Source organism: Listeria ivanovii subsp. londoniensis (genome assembly GCF_000763495.1).
Classification (GTDB): domain Bacteria; phylum Bacillota; class Bacilli; order Lactobacillales; family Listeriaceae; genus Listeria; species Listeria londoniensis.
Window position 1 is genome coordinate 1,680,110 of the sequence record NZ_CP009576.1, and the last position, 15,567, is coordinate 1,695,676.

Annotated in this window: 18 protein-coding genes and 1 pseudogene; 2 read left to right on the forward strand and 17 right to left on the reverse strand. The window is 35.9% G+C overall.

Annotated features, from left to right (window positions below):
• Window positions 1–74 precede the first annotated feature (74 nt).
• On the forward strand, window positions 75–329 hold the full coding sequence (rpsT, locus tag JL53_RS08225; RefSeq protein ID WP_003719773.1) for a 30S ribosomal protein S20: 255 nt from the start codon (window positions 75–77) through the stop codon (window positions 327–329).
• A gap of 86 nt (window positions 330–415) precedes the next feature.
• Here the strand turns inward: rpsT and holA are convergent, their stop codons facing one another.
• The 12 genes and pseudogenes from holA to JL53_RS08285 form a co-directional block, all read right to left on the reverse strand.
• Window positions 416–1,447 (reverse strand): DNA polymerase III subunit delta, encoded by a 1,032-nt coding sequence (gene holA / locus JL53_RS08230; protein WP_038407328.1) that lies wholly within the window; start codon window positions 1,445–1,447, stop codon window positions 416–418.
• Between the two features lie 69 nt (window positions 1,448–1,516).
• Window positions 1,517–3,738 (reverse strand): annotated as a pseudogene (locus JL53_RS08235) (DNA internalization-related competence protein ComEC/Rec2).
• 34 nt (window positions 3,739–3,772) lie between these two features.
• On the reverse strand, window positions 3,773–4,333 hold the full coding sequence (locus JL53_RS08240; RefSeq protein ID WP_003719777.1) for a ComE operon protein 2: 561 nt from the start codon (window positions 4,331–4,333) through the stop codon (window positions 3,773–3,775).
• Window positions 4,334–4,404: 71 nt separating this feature from the next.
• On the reverse strand, window positions 4,405–5,010 hold the full coding sequence (locus JL53_RS08245; RefSeq protein WP_038408218.1) for a helix-hairpin-helix domain-containing protein: 606 nt from the start codon (window positions 5,008–5,010) through the stop codon (window positions 4,405–4,407).
• 102 nt (window positions 5,011–5,112) lie between these two features.
• Window positions 5,113–5,844: a class I SAM-dependent DNA methyltransferase gene (locus tag JL53_RS08250; protein WP_038407330.1), complete on the reverse strand. Its 732-nt coding sequence runs from the start codon at window positions 5,842–5,844 to the stop codon at window positions 5,113–5,115.
• Between the two features lie 57 nt (window positions 5,845–5,901).
• The gene (rsfS, locus tag JL53_RS08255) at window positions 5,902–6,258 is read right to left on the reverse strand and encodes a ribosome silencing factor (RefSeq protein ID WP_003719780.1); all 357 of its coding nucleotides are present in this window, start codon (window positions 6,256–6,258) and stop codon (window positions 5,902–5,904) included.
• A 4-nt stretch (window positions 6,259–6,262) separates the two neighbouring features.
• Complete coding sequence (gene yqeK / locus JL53_RS08260; protein ID WP_003719781.1) at window positions 6,263–6,838, reverse strand: bis(5'-nucleosyl)-tetraphosphatase (symmetrical) YqeK; 576 nt, start codon at window positions 6,836–6,838, stop codon at window positions 6,263–6,265.
• On the reverse strand, window positions 6,825–7,391 hold the full coding sequence (locus JL53_RS08265; RefSeq protein WP_038407331.1) for a nicotinate-nucleotide adenylyltransferase: 567 nt from the start codon (window positions 7,389–7,391) through the stop codon (window positions 6,825–6,827). Before JL53_RS08265 ends, yqeK begins: the two co-directional genes overlap by 14 nt.
• Window positions 7,392–7,408: 17 nt before the next feature.
• Window positions 7,409–7,699: a ribosome assembly RNA-binding protein YhbY gene (gene yhbY / locus JL53_RS08270; RefSeq protein WP_003719783.1), complete on the reverse strand. Its 291-nt coding sequence runs from the start codon at window positions 7,697–7,699 to the stop codon at window positions 7,409–7,411.
• Window positions 7,699–8,520 carry a shikimate dehydrogenase gene (aroE, locus tag JL53_RS08275; RefSeq protein ID WP_038407332.1) on the reverse strand — a complete coding sequence of 274 codons (822 nt, stop codon included), beginning with the start codon at window positions 8,518–8,520 and terminating at the stop codon, window positions 7,699–7,701. Before aroE ends, yhbY begins: the two co-directional genes overlap by 1 nt.
• A gap of 19 nt (window positions 8,521–8,539) precedes the next feature.
• Window positions 8,540–9,640 (reverse strand): ribosome biogenesis GTPase YqeH, encoded by a 1,101-nt coding sequence (yqeH, locus tag JL53_RS08280; protein ID WP_038407334.1) that lies wholly within the window; start codon window positions 9,638–9,640, stop codon window positions 8,540–8,542.
• Window positions 9,637–10,158: a YqeG family HAD IIIA-type phosphatase gene (locus JL53_RS08285; protein WP_003719786.1), complete on the reverse strand. Its 522-nt coding sequence runs from the start codon at window positions 10,156–10,158 to the stop codon at window positions 9,637–9,639. Before JL53_RS08285 ends, yqeH begins: the two co-directional genes overlap by 4 nt.
• Before the next feature lie 162 nt (window positions 10,159–10,320).
• On the opposite strand from JL53_RS08285, the gene JL53_RS08290 reads away from it, so the two are divergent.
• Complete coding sequence (locus tag JL53_RS08290) at window positions 10,321–12,129, forward strand: M3 family oligoendopeptidase (protein WP_038407335.1); 1,809 nt, start codon at window positions 10,321–10,323, stop codon at window positions 12,127–12,129.
• Window positions 12,130–12,164: 35 nt separating this feature from the next.
• On the opposite strand, the gene JL53_RS08295 is transcribed toward JL53_RS08290, so the two are convergent.
• From JL53_RS08295 to JL53_RS08315, 5 genes are all read right to left on the reverse strand, one after another.
• Window positions 12,165–12,869 (reverse strand): 5'-methylthioadenosine/adenosylhomocysteine nucleosidase, encoded by a 705-nt coding sequence (locus JL53_RS08295; RefSeq protein ID WP_038407337.1) that lies wholly within the window; start codon window positions 12,867–12,869, stop codon window positions 12,165–12,167.
• A 51-nt stretch (window positions 12,870–12,920) separates the two neighbouring features.
• Entirely contained in the window at window positions 12,921–13,550 is a 630-nt protein-coding gene (locus JL53_RS08300) for a DUF1510 family protein (RefSeq protein WP_038407338.1), read from the reverse strand.
• A gap of 57 nt (window positions 13,551–13,607) precedes the next feature.
• On the reverse strand, window positions 13,608–14,090 hold the full coding sequence (gene greA, locus JL53_RS08305) for a transcription elongation factor GreA (protein WP_025279946.1): 483 nt from the start codon (window positions 14,088–14,090) through the stop codon (window positions 13,608–13,610).
• 189 nt (window positions 14,091–14,279) lie between these two features.
• Window positions 14,280–14,909 (reverse strand): uridine kinase, encoded by a 630-nt coding sequence (gene udk, locus JL53_RS08310; RefSeq protein ID WP_038407339.1) that lies wholly within the window; start codon window positions 14,907–14,909, stop codon window positions 14,280–14,282.
• Window positions 14,906–15,559, reverse strand: a complete 654-nt coding sequence (locus JL53_RS08315) for an O-methyltransferase (RefSeq protein ID WP_038407340.1) — start codon at window positions 15,557–15,559, stop codon at window positions 14,906–14,908. Before JL53_RS08315 ends, udk begins: the two co-directional genes overlap by 4 nt.
• Between the last annotated feature and the right edge of the window lie 8 nt (window positions 15,560–15,567).

The window sequence follows — 15,567 nt, forward strand, 5'->3', positions numbered from 1 at the left end:
GTTCTGATATAATTTAAAAAGGTATGTTATATGAAATAAATACTACCTCATTAGTTTGGACGGAGGTGAATGGAATGCCAAATATTAAATCTGCAATTAAACGTGTAAAAACTGCTGAAACTCGTAACAGCCGTAATGCATCTCAACGTTCTGCAATGCGTACTGCTATCAAGAAATTTGATGAAGCTGCTGCAAACAACGCGGAAAATACGAAAGATCTTTACGTAGAAGCATCAAAAAAATTAGATAGCGCTGTGAGCAAAGGATTGATTCACAAAAATAATGCTGCTCGCAACAAATCTCGCTTAGCTGCTAAATTAGCTAAATAATACCGATTCTGGTATAAAACATCACACCTTGTGTGGTGTTTTTTGTTTTTTTAATAAGCTTTGTCCGCATTAGACAAAGCTTATTTTTATACCGTCTTTTGTCGATTGTCTTGTAATTCAAACAAAAACCACTCTAGTTTTTGTTCTTTATCGCCAAAACCAGTTTTCATTTCATAATCTATTTCAGCTAGTCGTTTTAATGCTTGATTTAGCTGATTTTCTGAAAAATTCTTCGCTTGTTTAGACGCTAATTTAACTCGAAATGGATGCACTTTCAGCTTGGTGGCTGCTTGTTGTTGTGAATATCCCTGTTGTTCTAGTAATTTTAATTGGTTTAATAGTCTAAACTGACTAGAAATTAATGCTAGAATTTTAATAGGCTCTTCTTTTTGTTTTAATAAATCATAATAAATTCGAAGTGCACCAGCAATATCCATCGCAATCATTTTGTCGAGTAACAAGAAAATATTTTGTTCTAATGATCGAACAACTAAAGATTCTACATCTTGAATCGTGATTTCTTTCGTTTCAAAGCAATATAACATTAATTTTTGCAATTCGTTCATTGCAGTTGTGAGTTGTCCACTTGTTAATTCTGTAAGCCGATTGATAGCAGATTGTGACATGTGTATATCATTCTCCTGTAATTTAGCTTCAATCCATTTTTTCAGCTCATTTTCATTGGGTCTTTTTGCCTCAATTACAGTAGCTGTTTTTTTGAGTAGTTTAGTGAGTTTTTTTCGTTCGTCTAGTTTCTCTACCCGTGCCACAAAACATAATACAGAGTAATCAACCGGCTCATTTAAATAAGCTTCTAACTTTGCTGTGTCATGTTCTACTTTGTTTTTGCTTTTTTCTGAAGTTAAGAAAATGGGATTATTTGCCATCACTAAACGTTTATCCCCAAAAAATGGCATACTTTCTGCTTCTTGGACAACTACTTCGATTGGCATTTCTTCTAAATCCAGATTAGCATAATTAAATTCTACTTCTTCCCCATCCAAAATATTGTCTATTAAAAGTTGTTTCGTTTCATTAATAATATAATCCTCTGTTCCAATAATTAAATATACTGGGCTAATTTTCTTTGAACGAATCTGTTTCCATTCTGGCAGCATATATTTCGCCTCATTTCACTCTTATTTCTCTTCCTCTATGGTAAAACATGAAATAAGAGATAGCAAGTTTTATTTAAGTGTTGTTTGAAACCCTTTTCCAAAAGTATAGTTAATTTCACCTGCGAGATCCGTTCGTATAATGGGCACATTTTCTTCTTCTAAAGTTTTTAATGTTTCTTCATGCGGATGCCCAAACCGATTGTCTACGCCACATGAAATAATTGCAAGTGCTGGTTTGACTTTTTGGATGAATGCTTTTGAGCTAGAAGTTTTACTGCCGTGGTGTCCAACTTTTAGAATATCAGCTTTAATTTCTTTATTTAGAATTGCTAGTTCTCCACTCGCTTCCAAATCACCGGTAAAAAGCCAAATTTTGTTATCTAATTTTGCTTTTAAAACAATGGAATCATTATTTCCTCCTTCTCCTTCTCGATCCGGATATAAACACTCAAATGTACTATCGCCAACTTGCCATTTTGCTCCAGTTAAAATAATTGTTTGTTTTACATTTGGCATAGAATCAAGTGCTTGTTTCATCATATCTTTATTCTCCGCACCTTTTGCAAAAATTAGTTCTTTAATAGCTATATTTTTTTGTAAATCATCTAGCCCTTCCATATGATCTGCATCACTATGGGTAATTATTACTTTATCTAATTTGCTAATTCCTTTTGATTTTAATACTGGTGTGAGCGTACTTCCTCCGATTGTAAATGGCTTCTGTTTTATTGTCCACTCTTCTTTCATGAATGGTAATTGTCCGCCAGTGTCAATCAAGTAGTTACCTTGGTTGCGTGGTAATTGGATTAAGATACTATCACCTTGACCCACATCAATAAAGCTAACTTGACCATTAAAATTGAAAGTTGAGAGATAGCAGAGACAAAAAAACAAATGAGGATAACTACTGGGAACGATTTCTTTTGCCATTGATGAAACAGCAAAAGTACGATGATGACTAAAAGAATTAGCACAATCGTCGTTGGTCTTCCAGTAACAATGGTTTGATACGGAATTTTTGCAAATAAATTAGTTAAGTTTTCTATTACTTGAATAAAAAAAGTGAGTATTATTTCTGGAATAGTTAATACTGTAGAAGAAGTAAACGACAATAAAAGTACTAAAAAACATCCTGGTAAGATAATAATTGTAAAAATGGGTATGTACAATAAATTAAAGAAAATACCTACCCATGAAAATGAGTAAAAGTGGTACATCATTACAATGGAGGCTGTTATGGTAGAAACAAAGGAAATTGCGAGGGATCTTGATAATGGATGTTGTAATTTCATTAATATCCCTTGAGAAGATAAAATAATCCCAAATGATACTGCATAAGAGAGCTGAAAACCAACTTCATAAATCACATATGGTTGAATGAAGAAGAACAAAATAAATGAAATACAAATAATAGAGAATGAGCTCCACTTAGTTACAAACTTTTCTGATAGAAGTAATAGTCCGGTCATTGTAGCGGCCCGAATAACCGGTGCATTAGCTCCTGTTAAAACAACATAAAGTGGTAAAAAAATTAAAAGCAATAACACCGTTCGCTCGCGTGTGATACCTATTCTTAACAATAGAAAATAAATTGCAGCGATAAGCAAATTAACATGTAGTCCTGAGATAGCGAGTAAATGAACAACCCCCATTTGTTGATATGCCACATAAAGATCTAGTGAAAAACCATTTTTATCACCAGCAATTAAAGCGAGACAATAAGGGCTAACCTTCGAAGAGATGTTTTCCGTTAGCTGATTAATCAGCTTCAAACGTAGGTTTTGAATACGCATTAGTAAAGAAGGTGCGATTTTTGGCGTGATTTGAAGTGTTGAAGTTTTGAGAATGTAATTAATCCCTTTTCTTTGCAAATATTCTTTGTAATTAAATTGATTTTGGTTTCGATTAACTTGTGGAGATTCTAAGCTACCAGAAACAGAAATAAATTGACCATATCGGAGTTGCTTTAAATTGTTTTGTTCTTTTTCGGTAGCAATTCGATAACTTAATTGGAACTTCTCTTTTGAACAGCGAACCGTAGCTTGAAAACTATCGCCATCAATTTTCAACTCATTGATTATTTGACAGCTTCCGGTAAAGTCGCCGGTCGTATAAGAAGAAGTATTAAGCTTATTAACGAAAAGAAACAAACAACTAGTAAAAAGGTAAACGAGGATAAAAAGAAGGAGAAGTTTGGATTTCTTTTTAATGGTAATTATTATGAGCAAACAAATACACACGGGAACGAGAGAGCTGGCAAAAGCCGTACTGATAATAGCTAAAACGATTATAGCTAAATAGCGCTCGATAACGTCCCCTCCTTGATTAAGTTAACTTTTCTGAGATGTGTTGATAGAGTTGTTCTGCTTTATTAGGCGCAATATTTAATTCTATAGCAGCTTCTTTTACTAAAGTATGCATTTTTTCTTCATTCCAATTATTTACTTGAAGTACAGACTCATCAAACTCGACTTTTTGTAAATCAACACCTGCGAGCTCAAATAATTCTAATGCATATGGATGATTCTTATAATCTTTAGCAAAATAAACTTTTTTAATACCGGCTTGAATAATTGATTTTGTACATGCTAGACAAGGGAAATGTGTCACATATAATTCGGCTTGGTCTGTTGTCGCACCAAATTTGGCGCATTGCAGTATGGCATTCATTTCGGCATGAATCGTTCGAATGCAGTGACCATCAACTACATAACAACCGTGTTCTGCACAGTGATCTCCCCCAGCAATGGAGCCATTATATCCGCCAGCAATAATACGCTTATCTCGAACTATTGTTGCACCTACCATTAATCTTGTACAAGTACTCCTTGATGATATAAGATGACTTTGCGCCATAAAAAACTGATCCCATGCGATTCTTTGCACACTAAAAACTCCCTTATGATTTGATAAATATTAGTATAGGTGTTCATGAGGAAGTTCGTCAACCACTTTTATTATTTCACATCCAAATATTCCTTTAGTTTTTCGATTGTTTTTTCTCCGATACCAGTTACATTTTGTAAATCTTCTATTGTTTGAAATAACCCCTCTTTCTCCCGATATTCAATAATAGCGGTTGCTTTTGACTCGCCAATTCCTGGTACTGTTTGTAAATTAGAGGTAGAAGCTGTATTGATGTTGATTTTTTCTTCCGTCTTCTCACCGGCTTGTTCACTTCTACTTGTAGAAGTTTCCGATCCTTGCTCGCCTTTTTTGTAGACATAGATGCTCATTTCGTCTTTTAATTTTTCAGCCAAATTCAGCTTACTACTTTCAGCTTCTTCTGTAAGCCCTCCAGCTGTTTTCACTACATCTTGCACTCTTGCATCTAAAGGTAGTTTATAAACACCAGGCGAGCGGACGGCGCCTTTGATATCAATGTAGACATACTTAGCTTCATTTACTTGCTCTGTATCTGCTTTTACTTCTGCAATGGTTGCTGCATTTGTAGTTACTTCTTCTGTCTCCTTATCTGGCATACACAAATAAACTAGTCCAGCGAAAATAACAGCCACTATAATCAAGATATAATTCTTAAGTTTTTTTATTTGTTCTATCACCACTATCACCGTCCTTAATTATAGTATTCGCCATATTGATTGAAATTCCTTTTTGACGAAAATAATGAAAACTACGTAAAAAAAGAAAGTAATTTTGGAAAATTACTTTCTTGCGACGAAAAAGATCCTTTCACTCGTAGTTGTAGGTTTTTTTAAACTGAAATCTGCGTAAACTTCTATTTTCGTGAATTGGTATTTTTTTAGAAGGTTTTCATAATGGGCAATCGGATATGTCCGTTCTTTGTGTAATTCATCTACTCTCTGATAAACATCGTCTTCGTCCAAAATAAAGAAAGTCAGTTCATGTTCAACAGAATGCTTTTGTACTCCAGGAAATGAATTCCAAATGGTGGCTATTTCTTCATCGCTGTCGCCGTAAGAATATTCTTTGAAACCTTCTTCCACTTTATAAACAGAATGAACATCAAACAAGAATAGACCACTTGGTTTTAAATGTGCTGATACAGCTTCAATTGTGTTTTCAAGTGCTTCTTCGGTTTCTAAATAATTGAGTGAATCACAAAAACAAGTAATAGCATCAAAAGATTGGTTTAAGGAAAGTCTAGACATATCTTGCTTAAAAATCGGCAAGTCAATCTCAGCAGCAGCTATTTTCTCCTTAGCAACGGCAACCATTTCACCTGAAAAGTCTACTCCTGATACCCGGTGACCTAAAAAACTTAATCGAAGGGCAAATTCGGCTGTTCCACATGCTAAATCAAGAATGTTTTGTGGTTTTTCACCGATGAAATTTGCTGAAAATTGAACCCATTCGTCATATAGTTCTGAATCCATTAATCTATCATAAAATCCTGGAAAATATTCGTAACTCATTGTACTTTTCTCCTTAAAAAAACAGACGAGAAAATTTCCCGCCTGTTTTATAATTAATTAAGAAACAAATGCTGCAGAAACGTCAACTAGCGGAGCGTCTCCCCATAATTTTTCTAAATTATAGTAAGAGCGTTCTTCTTTGTGGAATACGTGGATAATTACATCACCTAAATCGATTAAAATCCATTGCGCTGCGTCAAAACCTTCTAAACGTTTTACATCTACTTGGTTTTCTAATGCTTTTTCTTTAATTTCACGAGCGATTGCCTGCACTTGTTTGTCAGAATTACCATGACAGATAACAAAATAATCTGCAAAACTGGATAACCCCTTCATGTCTAGCGCTAAAATATCCTCTGCTCTTTTATCGTCTGCTGCCTTTGCGGTCAGCATTAATGTATCATAACTGTTCAAATTATTAATAGTCTCCTTCCAAATTTAAATTAACAAAATAATTATAAGCTTCCAGTGTGTCTGGAAATACTGGTTGTTTCTTTTTAATCAAATGTGTAATTGTATTAGATAAGGCAAATAACATTGCTTCATCCAATGATTTAAGTGCCAGTCTGCGTGCTTTATATACACCAGGAAATGTTCTACCAGGTTCGGTGTAATCAGCTAAATAAATTAGCTTATCAAAGTCCGTCATAGAGGCACTTCCGGTTGTGTGCAGTCGTATTGCTTCCAATATCTCATTATCCGTAATGCCAAATTCAGTTTCCGCTAAATAAGCGCCAACTGGGGCATGCCATAAAGAACGATGAAACTTGAGTAGTCGAGGATCATACTGTTCATTTTCAATAATCTTTATTGCGTCCTCATCTGGATAGTATTTTGCATAATCATGTAGTAGAGCGGTTATTCTCGCTTTCTCGATATCCATATGATAATGTTCTGCAAGTTCTACAGCTGCTTTTTCTACGCCTAATGTGTGTTTGAAACGTTCATTCGGCATAGCTGCTTCTACTTTTTTTAACACTTCATTTCTTTCCATAAAGCTGATGCTCCTTTATATATGACCACACTTTTTCTGGTAAAAAGGCTCTTGCATTTTCGATATCATGACGAATTTCAGTAGAAGAAATCTGCATTTCCGGCATAGTAAGCTGGATTACTTCATAAGAAACTTCGGCTTGATAGCTTGGTCGATTAAGGCCAACAAATGTCACCATTTTTACTAAATCATCTATATGATACCACTTTGGCAAATATTCTACCATATCGCCGCCGATAATAAAATAAAAATCTGTATCAGGCTGCTCGCTTATCATATCACGCATCGTGTCATACGTATAGGACTTCCCAACGCGACCTAATTCACGCGAATCCACTTCAAAATAGTCGTTATCCGCAAGCATTAGTTGAAGCATTTCTAATCGTGCCTCATTAGATGCCATTCCGCTAATTTGCTTGTGCGGGGGGATTTTATTAGGTAGGAAAAGAACTTTTTCTAGCCCTAATTGTTTTTTTGCTTCTTCCGCCATACGTAAGTGTGCTAAATGTGGTGGATCAAAAGTGCCGCCTAAAATACCGACTTTATGTTTCATCGCCTATTTCCTCCAAATTACGGTAACTTGATTTGTTGCTTATTAACAGATGTTTTGTATAGAATAATGGTTCTGCCAATTACCTGTATGATATCTGCTCCTGTGCGACTACTGATTTTTTCCGCAACAGTTTGCTTATCTTCTTCGCAATTTTGCAGAATAGAAATTTTAATTAATTCCCTTGCTTCTAGTGCTTCTTTTACTTGAATAATCAAGTTTGGCGACACACTTCCTTTTCCCACTTGGAAAATTGGTTGGATGCTATGTGCTTCTTTTCTTAAAAAACGTTTTTGTGTAGCTGTTAACATTAGTTTCCTCCTAATTGTTCGAGTACTGCTTCTTTCATCAGTGATCGTCTTGGTTTTACACCAGTCCATATTTCAAAAGCTAAAGCACCTTGATTAACAAACATGGACAAACCATTTTGGATAATCGCTCCGTTTTTCTTGGCTTCTTTCAAAAATGCTGTTTCAGCTGGATTATAAATAATATCAGAACAAACGGTCCCTTTCGTTAAGTTGGACAGTGAAATTGGACTTTTATTTTTGGAAGCTTCTAAGCCAATCGATGTGGTTTGAATGATAATCGTAAAATCAGCCAAGTTTTTTTCAGCTTCTTCTAGCGTCATAGCATAATGATTGTTATGATTTTTTGTCATTTCAACCGCTTTTTCCGAAGTACGATTAGCAATGGTAATTTTTGCATTTGTATGATTTTTGAGTGCAAGATAAATAGCTTTACTTGCACCACCTGCCCCAGTAATTAAAATCGAATCATTTTCAGTGATAGGACGAATTTCTTCTAAACCTTCTAAATAACCTTTGCCATCTGTGTTGAAACCGTACCATTTCCCTTCTTTTCGAAGCACTGTATTTACAGCACCTGAATCAACTGCAAGAGGCTCAAGCTCATCCAAAAAAGGTAAAATACGTTCTTTAAAGGGAGTGGTAATATTAAATCCACGTATCCCAGAAGCCATTAATTTTTTTATTTCTGTTTCAAAAGCGTCTTCTTCTATTAAAACAGAATGATATTCAGCATCCATTCCAAGTTCTTGGAAAATCCGATTTTGCATAGCTGGTGATAAAGAGTGTCTTATAGGATTTCCGATAACCACATATTTTTCCAAATGACAAGCCTCCTTCATTTTAAACGAGTGATGTTCGGATAGTTGCGCTAACGCCTTCAGGAACCCAAGCAGTAATTTTCGCGCCTCCTTCTGGAATCGTTACCCAACCAAGTCCTGAAAATACGATATCCGCTTTTTCTTTCACATTAAACGTATAAGGAACTAGTTTTGGTAGTGTTTTCATACCTTCTTCGGTCGGGGGTTGAAGTACTAATCCAGCTTGTTTTTCATATAGTGCATCTGCTTTTTCTAATTTTGTGCGGTGAATTGGCAAGTTGTTTGATGCATAGACAACAAGTGATTTTCTGCCACCAGAAACATAATCTAGTCTAGCAAGAGCGCCTAAAAATAGCGTTTGTTCTTCATTTAACTGAAAGACAGCTGGTTTAACTTCTTTTTTCGGTGTTATAGCTTTTAACGTTGTAGTATCAATAAAATGAGCCATTTGATGATGATTAATAATTCCTGGGGTATCCACTAATACATTGCCATCCGCCAGTGGGATTTCAATTTTATCAAGTGTTGTTCCTGGGAATTGCGATGTAGTAATAACATTGTTTTCACCGGAAGCTTGTTTGATAATACGGTTGATAAGCGTTGATTTCCCAACATTGGTACAACCTACTACGTAAACATCTTGCCCATTTCTTAGTTCCTCGATTTTTTCTAATAAGGAATCAAATCCGTGACCTTTTTCCGCACTGACTAACACAACATCTGTTGCTACTAGACCTTGCTCTTTGGCGCGAGTTCGCATCCAACGTGTTAATTTATCCCGTTTTAACGATTTTGGTAGCACATCTTCTTTATTTCCCACTAATAAAACCGGATTATTACCAGCGAAACGAGGTAGACCATGTAACCAACTACCATCAAAATCAAAAATATCCACAACGTAAACAATTAATGCTTGTTTCGTGCTAATTTGGTTTAAAATACGTAAAAAATCATCATCTGTCAGAGCAACATCTTGTATTTCATTGTAATGCTTTAATCGAAAACATCTTTTACAAATTACTTGTTCATTATTTAGAGATGATTTTGGTGCATAGCCAATTTTATCAGGATCTTCGGTTTGAATAATTGCTCCACAGCCGATACATCTTACTTCTTCTGTCAAAGTGATTCCTCCCACTTAATTTCGTTTTTCTTAGCTAATCGTTTTAAAATGACACTTTCCATCATTCGATTTAATTTTGTTGCCATCCCATCTGTTTGTTTCACCGGGCGAACAAAAATGGTCGTTATTTTTTGTCGATTTCCGCCGAATATATCTGTCATAATTTGATCACCAATCATCACAGTTTCTTCTGGCGTTGCATCCATTTCTTTTAATGCCCAGCGAAAATTACCACCAAGCGGTTTTTTTGCCCGAGCTAAATAAGGGACGTCAATTGCTTTTGCCACGCGAGCAACCCGTTCTTCATTATTGTTAGAAAAAATCATCACCTTGATTCCTTCTTCTTTCAATATCGTAAACCAGTTAATTACTTCATCGGTAGCATCTAATTGATCCCATGCGAGCAGTGTATTATCTAAATCTGTTAAGATCGTGGTTTTACCCATTTTCCTAAGTTGTTCTGCTGTTATTCCAAATGGAGTATTCAACATTTTATCTGGTGAGAATTGCTTTAGCACGTATTGGCACCTCATTCTTTTATTTAGTACAATCTATTCTATCATACATTCAATTAGACTAATAATCTATAAATTTTACCATCTTTCTGTTTATTTTACAAAAAAACCTGAGAAAAATGTTATAATACGCAAGGAAACGTTATTTTTCAAGGAGGGAAACAAATGTCGAAAAATTATGCATTAACCTGGGATTTAGAAAATATATATGCTGGGGGAAGCGGCTCAGAAGAATTACAGCAAACCCTTAAGGAAGTAAAAGCGGACTTAGATAGCTTTGTCACGAATGTTACTGAATGGGATGTTCCTGAAAATGTCGAAGCTTCTGCAGAATTTCTTTTACTAGTGAACCAAAATGCCGCTATCTCTAAAGTCTTATTAACGGCCGGCTCTTTTTTAGAATGCCTCGCTTCTGCCAATATTAATGACACTCGTGCAAATGAGATTTCTGCGCTAATTTATCAATATGTTGCAACACTTGCGACTGCTGAAGATGAATGGCATGATAAATTTGCTCAAGTACCAGATCGTATTTGGAACGAATTAATGGAGCAAAATGGGCTGTCACAGATTAGTTTTGTTTTAGATGAAGCACGAACAAACCGTCGCAAAAAAGGTAGTAAAGAACAAGAAGCTGCCATTAATGCATTGGCTGTTGATGGATATCGCGGCTGGTCAGATCATTATGATACTATCGTAGGCAAATTACGGATGCATGTCACGCTGGATGGTGAGGAAAAAGATGTTTCTGCTGGTCAAGCGCTTAATTTATTAAATCATCCGGACCGTGAAGTTCGTCAAGCTGTTTTTAAAGAATACACACGTGTTTGGCAACAAGAATCTCGTCTTTTTAGTGATACATTGAATCATTTATCCGGCTTTCGTCTTGCTACATATGATATCCGCAAGTGGGATAAGATAGTAGATGAGCCATTAGCTATTAATCGTTTGGATGAACAAACGCTTAAATCGATGTGGAATGTTATCCAAACGCATAAACCGACTTTTGTTCGCTTTTTGGACAGAAAAGCGAATTTACTAGGTCTTGAAAAATTAAGTTTTTACGATGTAGAAGCCCCACTTGTTTTCTCTAGTGAACCAAAAAAATATACGTATCAAGAAGGCGCTGAATTTATCATTGAGCAATTCAAAAAGTTCAGTCCAAAAATGGCAGATTTTGCGAGACATGCCTTTGAAAAAGGTTGGATTGAAGCGGAAGATCGTGATAATAAGCGCCCAGGTGGATTCTGTACTGATTTTCCAGTAGAAAAAGAAAGTCGAATCTTCATGACATATGATGGAGCTCCTGGGACCGTAGCTACACTAGCACACGAACTTGGCCACGCATTTCACTCTGATGTCATTCGCGAAGAACCTTTCGAAAATACCGATTATGCAATGAACGTTGCCGAAACTGCTTCCACTTTTGCTGAAATGATTATTGCAGATGCTTCTGTCAAAGACGCTAAAACAAAAGAAGAAAAAATCACTTTACTGGAAGATAAAATTGGTCGTAGTATTGCTTTCTTTATGAACATCCATGCTCGTTTTATATTTGAAAGTAACTTTTACGAAGCTCGTAAACAAGGTGTAGTTTCCGTTGATCGATTAAACTCGTTAATGGAAGAGGCACAACGAGAAGCTTACCTGGATGCTTTAGATGAATACCATCCGCAGTTTTGGGCTTCTAAACTTCACTTTTATATTGCGGATGTCCCATTTTATAACTTCCCTTACACTTTTGGCTACCTCTTCTCTCTCGGCATTTATCATAAGGCGCAAACTGAAGGTGCAAGCTATGAAGATAAGTATATTGCGCTACTGAAAGATACAGGTTCCATGACGACAGAGCAACTTGCCGAAAAACATCTTGGTGTAGATTTACGTAAAGCAGATTTTTGGGAAGAGGCTGTTCAACTTGCTGCAAAAGATGTAGAAGATTTCCTCACTTTAACAGAAGAATATGTAAAATAAAAAATTCCTGGAGTGCGAAAACTCCAGGAATTTTTTTAAATTGTTTTAAGTAATTCAATAATACAAGTAGAAGATTGTTTCGCTGCTAAATGAATGAATTCATCAAATGATATTGTTGCTTCTTGGTTTGCTAAGTCCGAAATAGCACGAATAATTAAAAACGGAATATCAAACTGATAAGCAACTTGGGCAATCGCAGCTGCTTCCATTTCGACAGCTTTGACATCTGGGAAAAATGTTCGAATAATTTCATGCTGATCTGGACGCATAATAAACGAATCATTGGTAATAACTAAACCAAATACGGCTTTATTTTCACTTGTAGAAAAGTAATCACGGTAAATGGTTTCTGCTTTTTTGAGTAGAACCGCATCACCTTGGTAAAAAGCTGGCATACGTGGAACTTGACCATATGTATAGCCAAATTCCGTTACATCCACATCACCATATGCAAGACGATCCGAAATGATAACATCTCCTACAGCGAGTCCCTCAGCCATTCCACCTGCAGATCCAGTGTTAATAATTATTTCTGGTTTAAATCGATCTGCCATAAGCGTTGTTCCTATTGCCGCATTCACTTTGCCGATGCCTGATTCTAATAAAATAACTTCTTTACTAGCAATTTCACCTAGATAGAATTTTGCGCCACCAATGGTGACTTCTTCTACACTTCCCATTACTTCTTTTAATATAGCTACTTCTTCTTCCATTGCCCCAATAATACCGATTTTTCTCATTATGTAACCTCCAAAAAAAAGCACAGTAAGCTTCAATAAAACTTCTGTGCTTTATCTCTTATCGTTTGTTTTAAGTTCTTCTACTTTAGTTGGTTGCCATCCTTCGCCGTCTACCCAAGAGATATAGACACGATAAGCTTTATCAGGTGTTTCTTTAGCAGAAAGTGTCCCAATAGCTTGTGTTGCCGGATCAGCTCCTTGCTCTACAAACCAAAGCGATGTATCCGCGATTGGAATATCTGTTGCAGCAGAAAAGGCTTTTCGTTTTTCTTGCCAGTCAACACTTGTGGAACTGTACGAATTCACGTGATCTCCAGTTTGTTCTGTACCAATTGGTTTCCAATTTTTAGTAATAACTTTCGCCACGTTTGGATCATTACTATCCGTCGTTTCTGTTTTATCATCAGAAGTTGTTTCTTCTTTTTTTGTTGTCTTGTTTGATTTAGCGGCATCTTCTTTTTTCGCAGTGGAAGATGCCGTTTTGTTTGGTTGATCTGCCGGGTCACTTTCTGTTTTAAACAAAACAAAATATAAGCTACCAATGATAAGTAAGCTTACCACGATAATTAAGATATTTAAGACCAAATTGGTTTTTTTTCGCTTAGTATTTTGCTGTGAACGAGACCCTTCAACCATATTTTGCTTAATGCGACGATTATTGGATTGTCGATTGTCTGCCATTTGCATTCACCACCTTATAAGTAACCGCTGTAAAACACAATTAGCAAATAGCTAAAATTAAGATGCAGTGATTTTTTGAATCTTAACGCTCATATCGCCAGCAGGTGTTTGGATAGTTACTTCTTCCCCTTCTTTATGGCCAAGTAAACCTTTGGCAATTGGAGAATCGTTGGAAATTTTCCCTTCAAATGGATCTGCTTCTGCACTACCTACAATAGTATAAGTTTCTTCCACGCCATCAGGTAACTCAACAAAAGTAACGGTATTTCCTAGTGTTACTAAGCCATTATGCGCTTCAGCAGCATCAATAATTTGAGCATTGCGAATCATATTTTCAATAGTAGTGATACGACCTTCCACAAATGCTTGTTCGTCTTTTGCCGAATCATACTCGGAGTTCTCAGATAAATCACCGAAACTACGGGCAATTTTAATACGCTCTACTACTTCTTTACGTTTTACTGTTTTTAATTCTTGTAGTTCATTTTCTAACTTTGCTTTCCCATCTAGGGTCATTGGAAATACTTTTTCTGTCGCCAATCGATTTCTCTCCTTTTGTTGGTTCATTATTGTATAGAAAAGCACGGAGGTATCTCTCCGCACCTTTACCAATTATTACTACTCGTCAGAAAGATTAACACGCCACGCTTGAAATAGCAAGCAATTGTCTCTCTTTTTACTAGGAAAATTTTACCTTAATTTTTCATATTTGACAAGTGATACCTATGTTTATACATGTTTTTGTAAGATTGATTCAATTTTTGTTGTCATTAAGTCTATTGCGACATGATTTTCGCCGCCTTCTGGAATAATGATATCTGCAAACTTTTTGGTAGGCTCAATAAATTCATTATGCATTGGTTTCACAACAGAAAGGTATTGTTCAATCACAGATTCCATTGTTCTACCCCGTTCTTTCATGTCACGGAGCAAACGACGAATAAAGCGAATATCGTCATCTGTATCGACATATACTTTTATATCCATTAGATCTCTGAGTCGTTTATCTTCTAAAATTAAAATACCTTCTAAAATAATGACTTCACGCGGCTCTTGGATTTCTACTTCTTTTTTACGCGTGTATTTAGCATAGTCATAAATTGGTTTTTCAATCGTTTCATAACGACGAAGCGCCGCAATATGCGAGATTAATAACTCTGTATCAAAAGCAAGCGGATGATCATAGTTCACTTTTAATCGATCTTCAAAAGGGATATCTGCTTGGTCATGATAGTATACGTCTTGAGCAAGCATTAAAATCGAATGCCCGCTAAAATGATCACAAATTGCCTTTGTTACACTGGTTTTCCCTGAACCTGAGCCACCTGTTACGCCTACTACAATCGGTTTTTTTGTCATGATACGCCTCCTGTTTTCTTTCTTTTAGAAATAGATAGGCCATCTCCAAGTGGTATCGTTGTTGTCTCAAAATCAGGATGAGTAACTAAAAAATCATTGAAATCGCGCATTTTTCTAGCTACACGGAGTTTTCGTTGTTTTTCAAAAGACATATCCAGTGCTAAGCCTTTGAAGAGTACATTATCGCTATAGATAACACCATCTGGAGCTAAAGATTTTGTATAAATATGGAAAAACTTTTCATATTGTGCTTTAGCTGCATCTATAAAAATCGCATCAAACGGCCCATAGGATAAAATTTCTTCTGCCCCTTCAATTGCATCTATTAATAAGACTTTTACTCTGTCATCCGCTCCGTAGCGTTCAATATTATGTATTGCTTGATCATATCGCTCTTCGTCGCGTTCTACTGAAACGATTTCTGCCTCTGGAAGCTTATCTGCCATTTTAAGTGCTGAGTAACCAATTGCAGTTCCTAGTTCTAAAATCCGTTTCGGTTTTTGAATGTCTAAAATTTGAAGTAAACAATAGAGCGAGTCTGGCTCCATAATCGGAACTTCATTTTCCTTCGCATCTCTTTCTAATTCCAGAAAAAAAGCACTGCTTTCGGGAATGTGTTTTAATAAATAGTCATGAATAATATCATTCACTTTTCGCT

What these genes read in the sequence shown, in the direction of transcription:
- udk (WP_038407339.1), bottom strand. Translation starts at nt 14,909, where the DNA reads ATGACAAAAAAACCGATTGTAGTAGGCGTAACAGGTGGCTCAGGTTCA.
- yhbY (WP_003719783.1), bottom strand. Translation starts at nt 7,699, where the DNA reads ATGTTAACAGCTACACAAAAACGTTTTTTAAGAAAAGAAGCACATAGC.
- rpsT (WP_003719773.1), top strand. Translation starts at nt 75, where the DNA reads ATGCCAAATATTAAATCTGCAATTAAACGTGTAAAAACTGCTGAAACT.
- yqeK (WP_003719781.1), bottom strand. Translation starts at nt 6,838, where the DNA reads ATGGAAAGAAATGAAGTGTTAAAAAAAGTAGAAGCAGCTATGCCGAAT.
- JL53_RS08300 (WP_038407338.1), bottom strand. Translation starts at nt 13,550, where the DNA reads ATGGCAGACAATCGACAATCCAATAATCGTCGCATTAAGCAAAATATG.
- holA (WP_038407328.1), bottom strand. Translation starts at nt 1,447, where the DNA reads ATGCTGCCAGAATGGAAACAGATTCGTTCAAAGAAAATTAGCCCAGTA.
- JL53_RS08265 (WP_038407331.1), bottom strand. Translation starts at nt 7,391, where the DNA reads ATGAAACATAAAGTCGGTATTTTAGGCGGCACTTTTGATCCACCACAT.
- JL53_RS08250 (WP_038407330.1), bottom strand. Translation starts at nt 5,844, where the DNA reads ATGAGTTACGAATATTTTCCAGGATTTTATGATAGATTAATGGATTCA.
- JL53_RS08290 (WP_038407335.1), top strand. Translation starts at nt 10,321, where the DNA reads ATGTCGAAAAATTATGCATTAACCTGGGATTTAGAAAATATATATGCT.
- JL53_RS08295 (WP_038407337.1), bottom strand. Translation starts at nt 12,869, where the DNA reads ATGAGAAAAATCGGTATTATTGGGGCAATGGAAGAAGAAGTAGCTATA.